At 50.4% G+C, this 17,093-nt stretch carries 14 protein-coding genes and 1 pseudogene; 5 read left to right on the top strand and 10 right to left on the bottom strand.

What is annotated here, in order from left to right; genetic code table 11:
* Window positions 1-41: 41 nt before the first annotated feature.
* The 3 genes from GC128_RS13830 to GC128_RS13815 all read left to right on the top strand — a co-directional run bounded on the left by GC128_RS13830 (window position 42) and on the right by GC128_RS13815 (window position 2,644).
* Window positions 42-848 (top strand): TraB/GumN family protein, encoded by an 807-nt coding sequence (locus tag GC128_RS13830; protein ID WP_151994789.1) that lies wholly within the window; start codon window positions 42-44, stop codon window positions 846-848.
* A gap of 346 nt (window positions 849-1,194) precedes the next feature.
* Window positions 1,195-1,674 (top strand): Cys-tRNA(Pro)/Cys-tRNA(Cys) deacylase YbaK, encoded by a 480-nt coding sequence (gene ybaK / locus GC128_RS13820; protein ID WP_151994788.1) that lies wholly within the window; start codon window positions 1,195-1,197, stop codon window positions 1,672-1,674.
* An 82-nt stretch (window positions 1,675-1,756) separates the two neighbouring features.
* Window positions 1,757-2,644 (top strand): AraC family transcriptional regulator, encoded by an 888-nt coding sequence (locus GC128_RS13815; protein WP_151994787.1) that lies wholly within the window; start codon window positions 1,757-1,759, stop codon window positions 2,642-2,644.
* An 85-nt stretch (window positions 2,645-2,729) separates the two neighbouring features.
* Here GC128_RS13815 and ushA read toward each other — a convergent pair whose 3' ends face one another.
* Window positions 2,730-4,382, bottom strand: coding sequence for a bifunctional UDP-sugar hydrolase/5'-nucleotidase UshA (ushA, locus tag GC128_RS13810; protein WP_151994786.1), 1,653 nt, complete (start codon window positions 4,380-4,382; stop codon window positions 2,730-2,732).
* Between the two features lie 190 nt (window positions 4,383-4,572).
* Between ushA and GC128_RS13805 the strand changes: the two genes are divergently transcribed.
* Window positions 4,573-5,781, top strand: a complete 1,209-nt coding sequence (locus GC128_RS13805; RefSeq protein WP_064516732.1) for an MFS transporter — start codon at window positions 4,573-4,575, stop codon at window positions 5,779-5,781.
* A 215-nt stretch (window positions 5,782-5,996) separates the two neighbouring features.
* On the top strand, window positions 5,997-7,658 hold the full coding sequence (gene ybaL, locus GC128_RS13800) for a YbaL family putative K(+) efflux transporter (protein WP_151994785.1): 1,662 nt from the start codon (window positions 5,997-5,999) through the stop codon (window positions 7,656-7,658).
* A gap of 39 nt (window positions 7,659-7,697) precedes the next feature.
* Here the strand turns inward: ybaL and GC128_RS13795 are convergent.
* The 9 genes and pseudogenes from GC128_RS13795 to GC128_RS13755 all read right to left on the bottom strand — a co-directional run bounded on the left by GC128_RS13795 (window position 7,698) and on the right by GC128_RS13755 (window position 16,994).
* Window positions 7,698-9,013 (bottom strand): annotated as a pseudogene (locus GC128_RS13795) (type II toxin-antitoxin system HipA family toxin).
* The gene (locus GC128_RS13790; protein WP_151994784.1) at window positions 9,014-9,262 is read right to left on the bottom strand and encodes a helix-turn-helix domain-containing protein; all 249 of its coding nucleotides are present in this window, start codon (window positions 9,260-9,262) and stop codon (window positions 9,014-9,016) included. It lies immediately after the preceding pseudogene.
* 93 nt (window positions 9,263-9,355) lie between these two features.
* Window positions 9,356-10,660, bottom strand: coding sequence for an inosine/guanosine kinase (locus GC128_RS13785; RefSeq protein WP_151994783.1), 1,305 nt, complete (start codon window positions 10,658-10,660; stop codon window positions 9,356-9,358).
* A gap of 63 nt (window positions 10,661-10,723) precedes the next feature.
* A complete protein-coding gene (gene hemH / locus GC128_RS13780) occupies window positions 10,724-11,686 on the bottom strand; it encodes a ferrochelatase (RefSeq protein WP_151994782.1) in 963 nt (320 codons plus the stop codon).
* A gap of 134 nt (window positions 11,687-11,820) precedes the next feature.
* Entirely contained in the window at window positions 11,821-12,465 is a 645-nt protein-coding gene (gene adk, locus GC128_RS13775; protein WP_034458097.1) for an adenylate kinase, read from the bottom strand.
* A 207-nt stretch (window positions 12,466-12,672) separates the two neighbouring features.
* The gene (gene htpG, locus GC128_RS13770; RefSeq protein ID WP_151994781.1) at window positions 12,673-14,547 is read right to left on the bottom strand and encodes a molecular chaperone HtpG; all 1,875 of its coding nucleotides are present in this window, start codon (window positions 14,545-14,547) and stop codon (window positions 12,673-12,675) included.
* A gap of 117 nt (window positions 14,548-14,664) precedes the next feature.
* Entirely contained in the window at window positions 14,665-15,270 is a 606-nt protein-coding gene (recR, locus tag GC128_RS13765) for a recombination mediator RecR (RefSeq protein WP_034458095.1), read from the bottom strand.
* A gap of 105 nt (window positions 15,271-15,375) precedes the next feature.
* Window positions 15,376-16,053, bottom strand: a complete 678-nt coding sequence (locus tag GC128_RS13760) for an isochorismatase family protein (protein WP_151994780.1) — start codon at window positions 16,051-16,053, stop codon at window positions 15,376-15,378.
* 74 nt (window positions 16,054-16,127) lie between these two features.
* Window positions 16,128-16,994: a pirin family protein gene (locus tag GC128_RS13755; RefSeq protein WP_151994779.1), complete on the bottom strand. Its 867-nt coding sequence runs from the start codon at window positions 16,992-16,994 to the stop codon at window positions 16,128-16,130.
* Window positions 16,995-17,093 lie beyond the last annotated feature (99 nt).

Below are 17,093 nucleotides of genomic sequence, written 5' to 3'. Positions count from 1 at the left end.
ATCGCAGCGGTAGCATGACTTTTTAGCCAGGGAATCTGCAAATGGGTCTGCTATCGCGAATTACCTCATTGTTTTCAAGCCTTTTTAAACCCCAATACCCCTGGCCTGCTCTGGATATTGTTCTACCCGGAGATCGCCATCTTCACCTTGTCGGCAGCATTCATATGGGTACACGCGACATGGCGCCGCTGTCGAGCAAGCTTATCGATAAACTCAACAATTCCGATGCGCTGATTGTTGAAGCTGACATATCCGAAGGCGGTTCCCCCTTCCCGAATAATCCCGATGAACTCCCGCTTGAGCAACGACTATCAGCTGATGATTGGGCGCAGGTGGTGTCGTTAATCCAGGAGTTGGGAATCCCCCTGAGCCAAATTGATAATCAACCCGCCTGGCAAATTGCGCTGGTGCTACAGGCCCACCAGGCACAGCGACTAGGGTTAAGAGCCGATTACGGGATTGATTTTCAGTTGCTGGAAGCCGCGAAGGCGCAGGCAGTACCGATTATTGAACTGGAAGGTGCACAGCATCAGGTGGACATTCTTACCCGCCTTCCTGATGGCGGCATGCCGTTATTAACCGATACGCTCACCCACTGGCACACCAATGCGCGTTTGCTGCAAACGATGATTAGCTGGTGGCTGGAGTCGCCACCGCAAAGTGGGAAAGTGGTATTGCCCAATACATTTGGCGATGAGTTATACGATGTTCTTATGCATCAACGTAACCTTCAGTGGCTGCATTTCTTGCAACAACTTCCTGCCGGACGCTACGTTGTGGCCGTCGGAGCACTGCATTTATACGGCGAGGGAAACTTACCAGGGCTATTGAAAAATCCCACTAAATAAGCGGAAAGCCTGGTCTAAATAATTCGAGTTGCAGGAAGGCGGCGACGCAGTGAATCCCCGGGAGCTTACTCCAGTAAGTGACTGGGGTGAACGAGGAAAGCCAACGCACCAGCAGCTTGAAGTATGACGACCGGGAAAAAAAACGGCCAATATCGCTATCGGCCCGTCAAAGAGGAATTTGTATATTATTTTAATTATTCTGGCCAAATTAATGGCCAGATACAGAATTGTCGCTCAATGTAACGATTAACGCCAACACTATTGCGTGACATTATAGTATTTGAAAAACTTATCACCCTGTTTATTAATTTGTGCGTATACCATACAAATTCACTAAGAAGGCTCCATGACACCCGCCGTAAAACTTCTCGAAAAAAACCGTGTTCCATTTCAGTTACATGCTTATGACCACGACCCAAGTGAAACAAACTTTGGTGATGAAGTGGTACGTAAACTCGGCCTGAATGCCGAGCAAGTCTACAAAACCCTGCTCGTTGCCATTAACGGGGACATGAAACACCTGGCGGTTGCCGTCACCCCAGTTTCCGGCCAACTGGACTTGAAAAAAGTCGCTAAAGCATTGGGTGCCAAAAAAGTGGATATGGCCGACCCGATGGTAGCGCAGCGCATTACGGGTTATCTGGTCGGTGGCATTAGTCCGCTGGGGCAAAAGAAGCTGCTGCCCACGGTTATCGATGCCCCTGCACAGGAATTTACCTCTATCTATGTTTCCGGTGGTAAACGCGGGCTGGATATCGAACTTGCCGCAGCGGATCTGGCAAAACTGCTGAAAGCCACGTTTGCTGAGATTGCTCGCCGCGACTGATCGTTATTTCCTCCCAAAATAGCAATCTCAGTCAGGACGTAAAAGAGAGTCGCTGGCAAAGTAAATGCTTGAGGGAGGAATTATGACGAACGAAAGACACGAACTTTATGCCCGGCGTTTTGAGCAAGTGTTTGCCTGGATTGAACAGCATCTTGATAGCGCGTTAACGGTCGAGCAACTAAGTGAAGTCGCCTGTTTTTCGCGTTTTCATTTTCACCGGCAATTCAGCCAGTTTTGCGGAATCAGCGTTAGCCGTTACATCACTCTAATGCGGCTAAAACGGGCCTCTTTCCGGCTGGTGAGCAACCCGCAGGAAAGAGTGATTAACATTGCTCTCGATGCCGGGTTTGAAAACCCTGAATCATTTTCCCGAGCCTTCAAAAATACCTTCGGCCTGACACCCAGCGAGTTTCGCAAAGATCCTGTTTGGGTTGACTGGCATGTGCATTTTCAATTTCCCGGACGGGAAAATCAGCAGAGGTTAAAAAATATGGACGTGAAAATCATTACTGTTGAACCGATGAAAGTCGCAGTACTTGAGCATCTAGGCGATCCTATGCACGTAAATAATACCGTCGCGGCATTTATTGAATGGCGTAAAGCATCAGGGCTTTCGGATTACAGTACACAAGGGACTTACGGCGTTCCGTGGAACGACCCGCTGACCACACCGGGCCCGGAATTTCGTTTTGATGTATGTGGAGAGCTAAACCCGAAGGCCAACGGACTGGTTCCTGAAAATCCTCAGGGAATTATCAGTAAAACATTACCCGGTGGGCGTTGTGCCGTGGTGCGTCACGTTGGTGCTTATGAGCGCATCAGCGATAGCGTTTATTATCTTTATCGCCAGTGGTTGCCAAACAGCGGTGAGGAGTTACGCGATTTTCCAGTCTATTTCCGCTACCTCGAACTCGATAAAAATCATCCCGAGCATGCGCAGCAGACTGATATTTTACTGCCGTTGAAATAAAGAATGGTGGATGTCGTTTCCGCTAATCCCCTTACAAAAGTTACCTTGTAGGTTGGATTAGCGTAGCGACATCCGACAAATTGCCTTACTGCCAGCTCACCTCGCCTTTCGGCTCATAAGCATTAACATCAAGCGGAGAGTTCTTCTCGATATATTGCTTCAGCACTTCTGCATCCACAAAACCGGTATTCACATAGCCCGGTTTTTTATCGATAGCAGGATAGCCATCACCGCCGGAGGCGTTAAAGTTTAACGTCGCCATACGGTAGGTTTTCGCAGGGTCAACCGGCTCACCTTTGATTTTCAGGTCCTGTAAGCCAGTAGCTGTTGCCACAAAGCTGACATTCGCAAACTGCGGGTAGGCACCCGAGTCTGGTTTTTTCTGCGCTACGGCACTGAGATATTCGGTGACATCTTTGCCCGTCATATCGGTATAAACCACTGTGTTACCAAACGGCTGAACCTTCAGCACATCTTTATAAGTGATGTCGCCGGTTTCAATCGAATCACGAATGCCACCGCCGCTCATCACAGCAAAATCAGCACTGGTACGGTCCATTTGTGCCGCCAGCAGCAGACGCGCCAGGTTGGTTTGCACGAAACGCACTTTGCTGCGATCGCCTTCCAAGTGGCCGTTAACGCTGCCCACTTTTACATTCAGTTGTGCCTGTCCTTTATTCTGGAATGGCGTCAGCAATGAGAGCATTTGCTGGTTTTCCGGGATCTGTGGCGTGTAAAGCACGCGCTCGCTTTCACCGTTATCGTAGGTGATTTTTTTCTTCAGGTTGATTGGAATCAACTGGTAGTGCACCAGTTTCATTTCGCCATTACGGAATTCAAAATCAGCACGACCGACGTACTTGCCCCACTCATGGGCCTGCACAATCCAGATACCGTTTTGCTGATCTGGCGCACATGGCGTGCCAGGCACGTAATCCACCTGCTTTTTATTTTCCGAAGCCATGCAGACCGGATCTTGTGAGTGCCCGCCAACAATCATCGTCAACGCACCAGCAGGGAGGCTGCGCGCCATTTCTACGTCGCCCGGCGCGTTAGAGCCATGGTCGCCGTTGTCATAGTGGCCCATATGGGTTGCCGCGATTAACACATCTGGTTTTTCAGTACTTTGCAGCTCCTGAATCACCAGCTTTGCTTCTTCAGCAGGTTTGCGGAATTCGATATCGGTGAAGTTTTCCGGGTTGCCAATTTTCGCGGTGTCGTCTGTGGTTAAACCGATAACCGCGATTTTAATGTCCTGTGGCTTAAAGATGGCCCAAGGCTTAAATAGACGCTCGCCGGTGCTTTTCTGGTAAATGTTAGCCGAAAGCAGCGGGAATTTGGCCCACTTTTCTTGCTGACGTAATACGGTCAGCGGTTTGTCGAATTCGTGGTTGCCGATTGCCATCGCGTCATAACCAATCAGGTTCATGCCACGAAAATCAGGTTCTGCATCTTGCAAGTCAGATTCAGGTACACCGGTGTTGATGTCGCCGCCAGAGAGTAACAGTACGCTACCTCCCTTCTCTGCCACCTCTTTACGAATGCTATCCACCAGAGTTTTCTGTGCAGCCAGACCATATTCCGCGTGTTCATTGCGCCAGAAATGACCGTGATGATCATTGGTGTGTAGAATGGTGATGTTATAAGTTTTATCTTTTTCCCAGGCCAGTGCAGATGCGCTGGTCAAGCCGACTGCGATAAGCAGTGCTGCGGTCACCCCTTTCACGACGAACTTCATTGCAAATCTCCATATTCAAAAAAAATACTTCCGCACCAATAGCAGACAGCTACTAGCATAGACAAATAACTTTTCACGATTGTGACTTTCTTCAGAAAGTTCCTGCAGGTATGTTAGCAGGGTAACTGTTTCCCACGGTTCCATCGCTGAACCGATATAAAATAATACAATCAATTCTTTGCAGGTATTTATGGCAATCTCGGAACAAACACTCGCATCGCCGGAGCCTAAAAAGGCTCGCACCGCGTTTGGCATTCTGGGGGCAATTAGCCTCTCCCATTTGCTCAACGATATGATTCAGTCGCTTATTCTGGCGCTCTACCCGCTTCTCCAGAGCGAGTTCTCGCTGAGCTTTGTGCAGATTGGGATGATAACGCTCACCTTCCAGGTGACCTCATCGCTCCTTCAGCCGGTGGTAGGATACTACACCGACAAATACCCGATGCCGTGGTCGTTGCCGATTGGTATGTGCTTCACACTTTGCGGGTTAGTTATCCTCGCATTGGCGGGCAGTTTCCCAATGGTGCTATTGGCAGCCGGGCTTGTAGGAACCGGTTCTTCCGTTTTCCACCCGGAATCATCCCGCGTAGCGCGTATGGCCTCCGGTGGCCGTCACGGCCTTGCGCAGTCGCTGTTCCAGGTTGGCGGAAACTTTGGTAGCTCTTTAGGGCCGTTGCTGGCCGCGCTGATTATCGCGCCTTACGGCAAAGGCAATGTGGGCTGGTTTGTGTTGGCCGCTCTGCTGGCAATTATCGTATTACTGCAAATTAGCCGTTGGTATGCCGCACAACATCGCATGGCGAAAGGTAAAACCGCAGCACCTGTCGTTAACCCGCTGCCACGCAAGCAAGTGATTCAGGCGGTGTCTGTATTGCTGGTACTAATTTTCTCCAAGTATTTTTATATGGCGAGTATCAGCAGCTATTACACCTTCTACCTGATGCACAAATTTGGTTTATCGGTGCAAAATGCCCAATTCCATCTATTTGCCTTCCTGTTTGCAGTAGCGGCCGGGACAGTAATTGGTGGACCCGTGGGAGATAAAATTGGTCGCAAATACGTTATCTGGGGTTCAATCCTGGGTGTCGCGCCATTTACCTTGTTCCTGCCGTACGTTTCGCTGTACTGGACTGGGATTCTGACCGTGATTATCGGCTTTATCCTTGCCTCCGCATTTTCAGCGATTCTGGTTTACGCGCAAGAGCTGATGCCTGGGCGTATCGGCATGGTTTCCGGGCTGTTTTTCGGTTTTGCTTTTGGGATGGGTGGGCTGGGTGCGGCAATACTCGGCTTGGTAGCCGACCATACAAGTATCGAGTTAGTCTATAAAATATGTGCTTTCCTGCCACTTCTTGGCATATTGACCATATTCCTACCTGATAATCGCCATAAGTCATAGTTATAAAGGGTCAGAGATTGCCTCTGACCCTTTATATTACCCACGTTTACCCATACCTTTCTTAAACTAAGTGTATAAAACTCCCTTCAGACACCATTTTTTGTCTAAATGCGCCTTTTATTAAAAAACGATCTATTTAACACACACATCGATTAAAAAATTGTCATAAACTAAATGTAGGTTATTGGATCTTATTTATTACGAAAGGAGACGGAATGCATCACGCCACCCCGCTTATCACCACCATTGTCGGCGGCCTCGTATTGGCCTTTTTGCTCGGTATGGTTGCCAACAAACTTCGCATCTCACCTCTGGTGGGCTACTTACTAGCAGGGGTATTGGCCGGCCCTTTTACGCCAGGCTTTGTCGCAGACACTAAACTTGCCCCCGAATTAGCTGAGCTGGGCGTGATTCTGCTGATGTTTGGCGTTGGTTTGCACTTTTCGTTAAAGGATTTGATGGCGGTAAAGGCCATCGCCATCCCCGGAGCTATCGCCCAGATTGGTGTGGCGACGCTACTGGGAATGGCGCTCTCATCATTGATGGGCTGGTCGCTGATGACCGGCATCGTATTTGGGTTATGCCTTTCAACCGCCAGTACCGTGGTGCTGCTACGCGCACTTGAAGAACGGCAACTCATTGATAGCCAGCGCGGGCAAATCGCCATTGGCTGGCTGATTGTTGAAGACCTGGTAATGGTGTTAACGTTGGTTCTGCTGCCGGCTGTCGCCAATATGCTGGAAAAAGGCGATCTTGGCTTTGCGACTCTGACACTGGATTTGGGTTTGACCATCGGTAAAGTGGTGGCGTTTATTGCCATTATGCTGATTGTTGGCCGCCGCGTGGTGCCATGGATTCTGGCGCGAAGTGCCGCAACCGGTTCACGCGAACTCTTCACGCTAGCCGTTCTCGCGCTGGCGCTGGGCATTGCTTTTGGTGCGGTAGAACTGTTTGATGTTTCATTCGCCCTGGGTGCGTTTTTCGCCGGGATGGTGCTCAATGAATCTGAATTAAGCCACCGTGCCGCGCACGACACGCTGCCCCTGCGTGATGCGTTTGCCGTGCTGTTCTTTGTCTCCGTCGGCATGCTGTTCGACCCATTAATTTTGATTCAGGAACCGCTCGCGGTACTGGGTACGGTTGCGATCATCGTCTTTGGTAAGTCGTTAGCCGCCTTCTTCCTGGTGCGCCTGTTTGGCCACTCGCAACGCACGGCATTAACCATCGCCACAAGCCTTGCACAAATTGGTGAGTTCGCCTTTATCCTTGCAGGCCTCGGTATGGCGCTAAATCTGCTGCCGCAGACTGGGCAAAATCTGGTGCTGGCAGGGGCGATTTTGTCGATTATGCTCAATCCGATTTTGTTTGCAGTGCTTGAGCGTTATCTCGCAAAAACCGAAACGCTGGAAGAGCAGACGCTGGAAGAAGCTATCGAAGACGAGAAGCAAATTCCGGTCGATATTTGCCACCACGCGTTGCTGGTTGGTTTTGGCCGTGTAGGCAGCTTGCTGGGTGAGAAATTGCTGGCTCAGGGCATTCCGCTGGTGGTGATTGAAACGTCTCGCAGCCGGGTCGATGAGCTACGTGAACGTGGGATTCGCGCAGTGCTCGGCAATGCGGCCAATGAAGAGATCATGAATCTCGCCCATCTGGATTGTGCACGGTGGTTATTGCTGACGATCCCTAATGGCTACGAGGCGGGTGAAATTGTTGCGACAGCACGTGCGAAATGCCCGAATATCGAGATTATTGCCCGTGCTCATTATGACGATGAAGTGGATTACATCACCGAACGTGGTGCCAATCGTGTCGTGATGGGTGAGCGCGAGATAGCCAATACCATGATGGGAATGCTGGAACATTCAACCGTTCAGTAAGTAGTCATTGGTGATGTTTTAGAGTGGGTCCAGCCCACTCTAATTTAATTTAGCAAGGCGACGGACCGCGTTTTCCACACCATTAAATATTGCATCACTGATATGCTCAGGGAATGTTGCAGGAAGCAATTCTCTTGCCTGCTTGAGTACTTCTGGTGTCTTTAGGTAAAACTCCTCTAACAACTCCGCCATGCGGGACTCACTAAAACCACATTTTTTAGCCGTTGCCAGGAAATGGCGTGGAAAGATCATATTCCATTCATATTTTTTTCCTTTCCCTGTTGAAGCCAACGCCATCGCCATTTTGATATCCGGCTTCACAAGACCACCCCCACCAATAAGTGGGTAACAGGACATAATATCGTATAGCGGCGTGAGGCAGTATCCTCCACCCGGCATAATCGAGACTGAATAGTTTTTGGCATGGCCATCACTCGCAGCTAATAACCAGAAAAGAATATGGCTACGCATAAAGTTATCGCGATCTTTTTCAGCATGATCAGAGCCCAATAAAAACCTCATGATCACAGAAATCCCGGGGCCGCCGTCACTTTCATATTTTTTGGTTGATGAGATGCCAAGCGCCTGGCAAATATCTTCCTGTGGCAAACGGGCGATCCAGCTATTATTACTAACAAAACGACGATCAAAGCGTTTTACCGCTAACGCCTTAGTGTTCTGGGTGGCAACGATTTCACAATCTGCTACTTCCAGCCCATACAACCTCGCCAATAACATACTGAGCCACCCATTTTCGACACTTTCACGGAGGTCTAACGTAAAGCTATGCCCCTGGATTTCGCCAACGGGCAATTTGAATATATGGGTAGTCGGTGTAATGCCTTTAGGTAATTGCCAGCAATCCTGATAGCGAAGCAATGCCGTCTTTTCTTGTGCCCCTGCGATTGAAATACGAAAATCGCGCACTTCTTGTTGCCGGTAACGGGAGTAATTCAAATAGCCAGTCAGAATGATGTCGAGTTCTTTGCTATCAAGTACCTCGCCATCTATTTTCTCTATATTCTGAATAGCCTCTTCTGGCGGTTGTAGTATCAGTGCACCAACGCAATCCCAACCAATTTCATAAAGTAAATCAAATGGCTGAAGAGATTTGCCTGATAGCGACTGGCTATCCGCTCGCGAGTTTCGCGGCTATCAGGTAACAAATTATCAAAAAAGTTAAAAACAACTTCACCCGTATATTCTGTTGCCCGCAGCGGCATGGAAAGTGATATTGGACGGGCGCCGCTGGTGTTTAGCCAGCTATCTTCATACTGAAAAGAATTAGCGCCGTTCTCTTCTTGCATCAACTTCCCAACCAGATATCCATTCATAAATACGGACAAGCTTTTCATCTACCACTCCTCTTTCCATGCCTCGGCACGGCCATGACCGGTTTTCGGCTCAATATGAAGCTCCATATTCATGGAAGATAGAATTTTAAACAGAGTTTCGATTTGCGTTTTAGCAGGATTTTTTTCGAATTTTGAGATTGTATCCTGCCGTAAACCGACTTTCTCAGCTAACATTTCCTGCGTTTGCTTTTCCTGTTTGCGAGTGTCCTTCAGGAAAATGGCTAACTGTTCTGGAGAAGTAATTTTCATTATGCGTCTTACCCCTTTTACCGGCACTAGCGTGTAAAAAAGGCCGGTAAGCTTTGCTTACCAGCCTTCTGTAGCATTACTACACCTAAAGTTTTAACGCGCCCAGTAAGACTCTTCTAAGCTGTCTTCGCGTTCTGGCAATCCACGCGTCAGGCGCGGAGAGTGCTGGTTCAGCACCTGGTAACTTACGCGGTTTGCATATTTACACACTTGTGCCAAAGACGAATAGGTCAGCCAGGTATGCTGGTGTTTGCTGGAGTTTGGCACGTTAGAACGGTGATAATTGTTCGCTGTAATATCGTGCAGCAATGCCGCTAGCGCACCGTCGCCCGCACCATTGGTGTTCATGATTTTTTCAGGCCCGCCCATGTATGGCGCGATGTGCGAGAAAATACGCATCGGGTTCTGGCAGTCTTTATGGCGCATTGCACGGCTAAATTCGTACTGGTTAAACTCGGCAATCGCACCCGGCAGCAGCGGATGTTGGGTCGTGCGTTTAGAGGACTCTTCAGTAAAGCCCGCCATGTACAAACCAACTGGCCCTGCGGTGCACAGTACTAAATCAACCCAATCCAACGCCTTATCCGCCGCCAGTAATGGATCGCTCTCACCGGTCAGTGCCAGCCCTTCCTCTTCGTTCATCGCAAGAATTGAGACATGTTCTTTCAAGAATGCCTGCCACCACTCCGGGTTTTCTGCGATGACGTATTTGGTGCCAAGTGTGAGCACCACAGGAACGTTGTATTTTTTCGCATACGCAATGGCCTGCATGGTAGCTTCCGGCATTGGTTCGCCATCTTTACAACGCACCAGATAGGAAGTCAGAACCAACGCAGAGGCACCCGCAATTACCTCTTCAGGGATATTTTCGGCACGCAACTGGTTCATGTGGCCAGGGCTTATCGCAAAAGTACGCTCGCCCTGCTCGCCAATCAGCGTAAAGCAGCGGCCAATCGCGCCGTTAACACCTTGTAGATAGTTGAGATCGGTACGGCTGGAGGTGTTGCAAAGGTAGCGGTAGGCGTAGCTACCAATTTCGATATTGCTGCACATCACGCCCAGCAAAACAGAGCGGTCATCGGCCAAAACCGAATAGTTGTGCATGGTGTTGCCAATGGTGCCACCAGCAAACTGGTGGGTAATCAGATCTTTTTTCACCAACTCCTGATACAGCGCTTCCGCAACATCATCTTCAATAACCAGTGAGTGCCCGAAACTCAGACCGTAACGATGAACGAACGCATCGTCCACTTTGGCTTCGATATCCACCAGCGTTTGGTCTATCCCGACTATCCAGGAAGTGCCTGTTTCGCTTTCAGGCTGAACCTGTTGCAGTAATGGGTCACGTGCGTTTACAGGGAAGTAGTGTTTGGATTTTCGTTTGCCGGGAAATTTCATGATGTTGTTCGGAGGTTGCTAATCAGGCCGGAAATGGTAGCACATTAACGGCCCTAAGCGAGATCAGCGATATTTCTTCACCAGATTCATCATCATCGCGATGTGGGCTGGGTCGTCATTGAGCGCAGGAATATATTCATATTTTGTACCGCCTGCTTCGAGGAACACTTCACGGTTTTGTACCGCCATTTCTTCAAGTGTTTCAAGGCAATCTGCGGAAAAGCCTGGGCACATAACCTGAATGTGTTTCACCCCTTTCTCCGCCAGCATTTTCAGCGTTTCATCGGTGTAAGGCATCAACCACGGCTCACGGCCAAAACGCGACTGGTAAGTCATCATCACTTTTTCTGGCGGCAGCTCAAGTGCCGAAAGCAATTCACGGGTCGTGTCTCGACATCGTTGCGGGTAATCATCGCCTTCGTTGGCGTAACGCTGCGGAATACCGTGGTAGGAGAGCAGCAACAAATCTGGTTCGCCGTGCTTTGCAAAAGATTCTCTGACCGACGCCACCAGCGCGTTGATGTAGGACTCGTCGTCAGCATAATCACGAATCAGGGAAATCGACGGCAAGGAGCGGTAATCGGCAAAAATGCGCCCTAATTCGTCCCACACGGCGGCGACCGTCGAGCAGGAAAACTGCGGATACAGCGGCAGCACAACGATATGGTCAACGTGGTGCGTCATCAGTTCTTCCACCGCACTTTTCAGCGACGGCGTGCCGTAGCTCATACCGAGTGCGACCGGTACATCAGGTAATTGCGCGGCCAGTGCAGCCTGTTGACGGCGGCTATAAACCAGCAGCGGCGAGCCTTCGTCCATCCATACGGACTGATAAAGTTTGGCAACACGGGAAGAACGCAGCGGCAAAATCACACCGCGCAGCAGCGGCCACCAGAGCAAACGCGGGGTATCAACAACACGTCTATCGCTAAGAAACTGGCGTAAATAGCGTTTTACCGCAGCCGGAGTCGGAGCATCAGGTGTGCCAAGGTTCGCCAGTAAGATGCCCACTTTTTCCTGATTCATTTCCGCTCCTTATCAATAAATTGCTGATAATTGTAACGTAAAAGCGCCACGGGAGAACCGATTACAGCGAAAGGCCGAGAAATGGGCAAAAAAATACCGGGCTCAAGTCCCGGTATTTTTATCTCAGCAACGAATTAGCCGAGGATTTTAGCAAGTTCTGCACTCACTTCGGTCACTTTACGAGTGCCGTCGATTTTCACGTATTTGGTGTTACCGGCTTCAGCTTCTTTGCTGTAGTAAGAGATCAGCGGAGCCGTCATCTGATGGTATTCCACCAGGCGCTTACGCACGGTCTCTTCCTGATCGTCTTTACGGGTAGTCAGTTCTTCGCCCGTTGCGTCGTCTTTGCCTTCCACTTTTGGTGGATTGAAGGTGACGTGGTAAACGCGGCCAGATGGCGCGTGTACGCGGCGGCCAACGATACGCTCAACAATGAGCTCATCCGGCACGGCGAATTCCAGAACTACGTCCACATTGATGCCCGCTTCTTTCATTGCATCAGCTTGTGGAATAGTGCGAGGGAAACCATCAAGCAGGAAACCGTTACGGCAATCTTCCTGGGTAATGCGTTCTTTAACCAGAGCGATAACCAGTTCATCTGTAACCAGTTTACCGGCATCCATGATGTCTTTTGCTTGTTTGCCCAGTTCTGAGCCAGATTTCACTGCAGCACGCAGCATGTCACCAGTGGAGATTTGCGGAATGCCATATTTCTCCATGATGAACTGAGCCTGAGTTCCTTTACCTGCGCCCGGAGCGCCAAGCAGAATAATACGCATTGCGTAATTCCCCATTCGTTTGGATTTTTGATTATTTAAAGCAGAGGCGATGACCTTACCATTAAAGACGTATTCACCTCAAGAATAGCGGGGCTTGTGAGCGCCGTTAGCGGCGTTTAGATGAAAAAAAACCTGCCGTTTTGGCAGGTTTTTATCTTTTCTTGATGGCGGATGGCGGGTAAACGTAATCGCTACCCGCCCCTGTCATTAAGAAACCAGCAACTGGTTCATACGACGGATAAACTGGTTTGGATCTTCCAGCGTACCGCGCTCAGCTAACAGAGCCTGGTCAAGCAGCAGCTCAACCCATTCAGCGAACTGTGCTTCATCCTGAGTATCCGCAACACGTTTCACGAGACCATGATCCGGGTTCAGTTCGAAGATGTACTTCACTTCCGGCACTTCCTGGCCCGCCGCGGCAAACAGTTTCGCCATTTGCGTGCTCATGTCGTTGCTGTCGGTGGTCACGATAGCTGGCGTGTCGGTCAGACGGTGCGTCAGACGCACTTCTTTCACGCGCTCACCCAGCAGGGTTTTCACACGGTCAACAAACGGCTCAAGTGCTTTTTCAGCTTCTTTCGCTTCCGGAGTCTCTTCGTCAGCCATTTTTTCCAGTGACTCGTCAGTTTTGCTGACTGACTGGAACATTTTGCCGTCGAATTCGGTCAAGTAGCTCATCATCCACTCGTCGATGCGGTCAGAAAGCAGCAACACTTCGATGCCTTTCTTACGCAGCAATTCCAGATGCGGGCTGCTCTTCGCGGCGGCATAGCTGTCGGCAGTGATGTAATAAATCTTCTCCTGCCCTTCTTTCATGCGCGACACGTACTCTTCCAGCGACACTGTTTGTGCAGCGGAATCGGTATGCGTGGTCGCAAAGCGCAGCAGTTTAGCGATAGCTTCCTGGTTTGCGTTGTCTTCAGCAGGGCCTTCTTTCAGCACCAGACCGAAGTTTTTCCAGAAGGTCTGGTATTTTTCGCTGTCGTCTTTCGCCAGTTTTTCCAGCATCTGCAATACGCGTTTGGTCAGCGCACTACGCAGGTTTTGCGTCACACGGCTGTCTTGCAGAATTTCACGCGAGACGTTCAACGGCAGGTCGTTGGAGTCAATCAGGCCACGCACGAAACGCATGTAGTTCGGCATAAACTGTTCAGCGTCGTCCATGATGAACACGCGCTGCACGTACAACTTCAGGCCATGTTTATGGTCACGGTTCCACATGTCCCACGGCGCTTGCGACGGGATGTACAGCAGGCTGGTGTATTCCTGCTTGCCTTCCACGCGGTTATGGCTGTAAGTCAGTGGGTCGGTGAAGTCATGCGCCACATGCTTGTAGAATTCGTTATATTCTTCGTCTTTAATTTCAGACTTGCTGCGCGTCCACAAAGCCTGCGCTTTGTTGATTTTTTCCCAGCCGAGGATGGTTTCGCCATCTTTTTCTTCGCGGGTTTCGATTTCAACCGGCAGCGCGATGTGGTCGGAATATTTACTGATGGTCGAACGCACACGCCAGTCGTCTAAGAACTCATCTTCGCCTTCGCGCAAGTGCAGGGTAATTTCAGTGCCGCGATCCGCTTTAGTGATATCCGCAACGGTGTATTCGCCAGCGCCTTCAGATTCCCAGAACACAGCCTGATCCGCTGGAACGCCCGCAGCGCGAGTGCGCACGGTGACTTTATCCGCCACGATGAATGCCGAGTAGAAACCCACACCGAACTGGCCGATAAGCTGGCTGTCTTTCGCCTGGTCAGAACCCATGGATTCGAGGAACGCTTTGGTGCCGGATTTTGCGATAGTCCCGAGGTGGTCAATCGCTTCGTCACGCGTCATACCGATGCCGTTGTCGGCAATGGTCAGTGTGCGTTTGTCTTTATCGAATGAGACACGCACGCGCAGTTCGCCGTCACCTTCGTAGAGGTCTGCTTGAGACAGCGCGCGGAAGCGCAGTTTGTCTGCCGCATCAGAGGCGTTGGAGATCAGCTCACGCAGGAAAATTTCTTTGTTTGAATAGAGGGAGTGGATCATCAGGTGCAGAAGTTGTTTCACTTCAGACTGGAAGCCACGAGTCTCTTGTCCTTTCATGGTCATTGATACCTCAACAAATTCAAAATACGCAGGGGGTTTTAAAACGCTGAGGGTGATATGAGGATAGAAAGGAGGGTTTTCAAGCGGGAGGATTAAAAACCTCCCCGCAAGTGATTAGAAATTAATCTTGTGACGTCCAGCAAGAGAATGCGAAAGCGTGGTGCCATCGACCATTTCCAGCTCGCCGCCGACCGGCACACCATGCGCGATACGGCTGGCGTCCACGCCATATTGCCCGCACAGCTCAGCGATATAGTTAGCTGTGGCTTCGCCTTCCACGGTTGGGTTGGTTGCAAGAATAAGTTCTTTGATGGTCTCGCGCTCAAGACGCTGTTCGAGTCTGTCGAGGCCAATATCTTGCGGGCCAATGCCGTCTATCGGAGATAAATGCCCCATCAGCACAAAATAGCGCCCGGAAAACTGGCCGGTCGCTTCAATAGCGTGAATATCCGCAGGCGTTTCCACCACACAAATCTGGCCATTTTCCTGACGACGCGGATTGGCGCAGATTGCACACACTTCCTGTTCTGTGAAAGTACGGCAATCAGCACAGTGGCCGATTTCAGACATCGCGCGTGTTAACGCTTGAGCAAGGCGCATCCCACCACTGCGGTCGCGTTGCAGGAGCGCGAACGCCATACGTTGGGCAGACTTTGGGCCAACGCCTGGCAGGCAGCGCAAGGATTCCATAAGGGCGGTTAGTAAAGGACTGGTTTGCATCGCTCAGACTTCTGAAAAAAGAGTGGACCATAGCCTAACATTAGCCCCGCTGAAGGACATAGAAAATAATCCCCTTGTGCGAGGTGCTGCGCAAGGGGAAAACTTTTAAGCGCGTTGGGAGTCAAGTTGCTCCTGATTGGTCACTACGTCTTGCGCTTTTTGGTAGCTTTCCATCAGCAAGCCGTACTCAATAAACACACCGCCCCACAGGTTTGCCCACTCCATAGCATCGTCACGGTTCCAGGTGTGCTGGACTTCGGCTACCACGGCTGCGGTGTCCATCGGCACAACACCCGCTTGCACTACACGCGCCAAAGTCACTTCCTGGGCCATTTTGGAATAGGTGCCGGAGGCGTCAATCACTGCAAAAACTTTAAAACCTTCGGCCGCGGCACTGATTGCCGGGAAAGCCATGCACACGCTGGTTACAGTACCGGCAATAATCAGTGTTTTGCGCCCGGTCGCTTTTACCGCAGCGACGAAATCCGGGTTGTCCCAGGCATTGATTTCACCTTTACGCGGCACATACTGCGCATGCTGTGCGTACTGATGGATTTCAGGGATCAGTGGGCCGTTCGGGCCCTGTGGCACAGAAGCGGTAGTGATGACCGGAATATTGGCAAGCGTTGCGACTTTAGCAAGTACGGTGGCGTGAGTGCGTAAAGTTGGCATTGGCATATCGTGCACGAGCTGGAATAAACCGCTTTGATGGTCGATAAGCAGCATTACCGCGTCGCTCGGGTCAATCATTGGAATTTGTCCGTTAAAGTTTGCAGGTGACATGTTCATATCCTCTTTAATTAATGAATTAACTACTGAAAGTTAACGGCTACCGGGACGATAGCCGTTTATGCTAGTTAAACTTTCTGACCAAATTTGCCCTGATTAAAATCGTCAATGGCCTCTTTGATTTCCTCACGAGTGTTCATCACAAACGGTCCGTAACCGACCACTGGCTCATTAAGCGGCTCACCGCTCAATACCAGAACGACGGCGTCATTGTTGGCTTCAAGCGTTACTGTTTCACCTTTAGCATCCAGCACCACCAGTTGCGCTTCGCGAACCACTTCCTGCCCATTGACCTGTACGGTGCCTTTGAGAACCACCAGCGCCGTGTTCCAACCATCTGGCAGCGTCAGTTGCGTAGAACTGTGTGCATTGAGCCGCATATCCAGCACACGCAGTGGAGAAAACGTGTGTGCTGGGCCTTTTGCTCCATCCATTTCACCTGCGATGACTCGCACCTGTCCTGCGTTGTCCGGCAGTGTCACGACCGGAATATCGGCGTCGGTGATAGACTGGTAGTTCGGTGGTGTCGACTTATCTTTGGCTGGCAAGTTGACCCACAGCTGAACCATTTCAAGCGTACCGCCCTTCTCGCTAAAAGCCGGTGAGTGGAACTCTTCATGCAAAATGCCACTACCCGCGGTCATCCACTGCACGTCACCCGGGCCAATCACCCCGCCGCTGCCGGTGGAGTCGCGGTGAGCCACTTCGCCTTTGTAGACGATGGTGACGGTTTCAAAACCGCGGTGCGGGTGTACATCAACGCCGCGCTGCCCTTTGTTGCTCGGCTTAAATTCCGCTGGGCCTGCGTAATCGAGCAGCAGGAAGGGGCTGAGCTGTTTTTCAAATTTTGAGTAAGAAAACAGTGAGCGAACCGGGAAGCCATCGCCCACCCAGTGGGAAGCCGGTGCTGAATAAACGCCAAGAATTGATTTCATCGTTATCTCCATTGAGTGTCGATTTCTGTTGAGATAAAGCTTACTCATAAGACGAATTCCCCGGTAGACTCTGAAAATGAACTCAGTGTTCCATAAACA

This window comes from Buttiauxella massiliensis (assembly GCF_902500225.1).
In the GTDB taxonomy this organism is placed as follows: Bacteria; Pseudomonadota; Gammaproteobacteria; order Enterobacterales; family Enterobacteriaceae; genus Buttiauxella; species Buttiauxella massiliensis.
The sequence above is the reverse complement of the archived record's forward strand: the minus strand, read 5'-3'. Positions and strand labels throughout refer to the sequence as shown.

Bases quoted from the DNA above. Each gene is read 5' to 3' on its own strand.
- GC128_RS13790 (WP_151994784.1), bottom strand. From the start codon at position 9,262: ATGAAAATTACTTCTCCAGAACAGTTAGCCATTTTCCTGAAGGACACT.
- recR (WP_034458095.1), bottom strand. From the start codon at position 15,270: ATGCAAACCAGTCCTTTACTAACCGCCCTTATGGAATCCTTGCGCTGC.
- adk (WP_034458097.1), bottom strand. From the start codon at position 12,465: ATGCGTATTATTCTGCTTGGCGCTCCGGGCGCAGGTAAAGGAACTCAG.
- GC128_RS13755 (WP_151994779.1), bottom strand. From the start codon at position 16,994: ATGAAATCAATTCTTGGCGTTTATTCAGCACCGGCTTCCCACTGGGTG.
- ybaL (WP_151994785.1), top strand. From the start codon at position 5,997: ATGCATCACGCCACCCCGCTTATCACCACCATTGTCGGCGGCCTCGTA.
- GC128_RS13805 (WP_064516732.1), top strand. From the start codon at position 4,573: ATGGCAATCTCGGAACAAACACTCGCATCGCCGGAGCCTAAAAAGGCT.
- ybaK (WP_151994788.1), top strand. From the start codon at position 1,195: ATGACACCCGCCGTAAAACTTCTCGAAAAAAACCGTGTTCCATTTCAG.
- htpG (WP_151994781.1), bottom strand. From the start codon at position 14,547: ATGAAAGGACAAGAGACTCGTGGCTTCCAGTCTGAAGTGAAACAACTT.
- GC128_RS13760 (WP_151994780.1), bottom strand. From the start codon at position 16,053: ATGTCACCTGCAAACTTTAACGGACAAATTCCAATGATTGACCCGAGC.
- GC128_RS13785 (WP_151994783.1), bottom strand. From the start codon at position 10,660: ATGAAATTTCCCGGCAAACGAAAATCCAAACACTACTTCCCTGTAAAC.
- GC128_RS13830 (WP_151994789.1), top strand. From the start codon at position 42: ATGGGTCTGCTATCGCGAATTACCTCATTGTTTTCAAGCCTTTTTAAA.
- GC128_RS13815 (WP_151994787.1), top strand. From the start codon at position 1,757: ATGACGAACGAAAGACACGAACTTTATGCCCGGCGTTTTGAGCAAGTG.
- ushA (WP_151994786.1), bottom strand. From the start codon at position 4,382: ATGAAGTTCGTCGTGAAAGGGGTGACCGCAGCACTGCTTATCGCAGTC.
- hemH (WP_151994782.1), bottom strand. From the start codon at position 11,686: ATGAATCAGGAAAAAGTGGGCATCTTACTGGCGAACCTTGGCACACCT.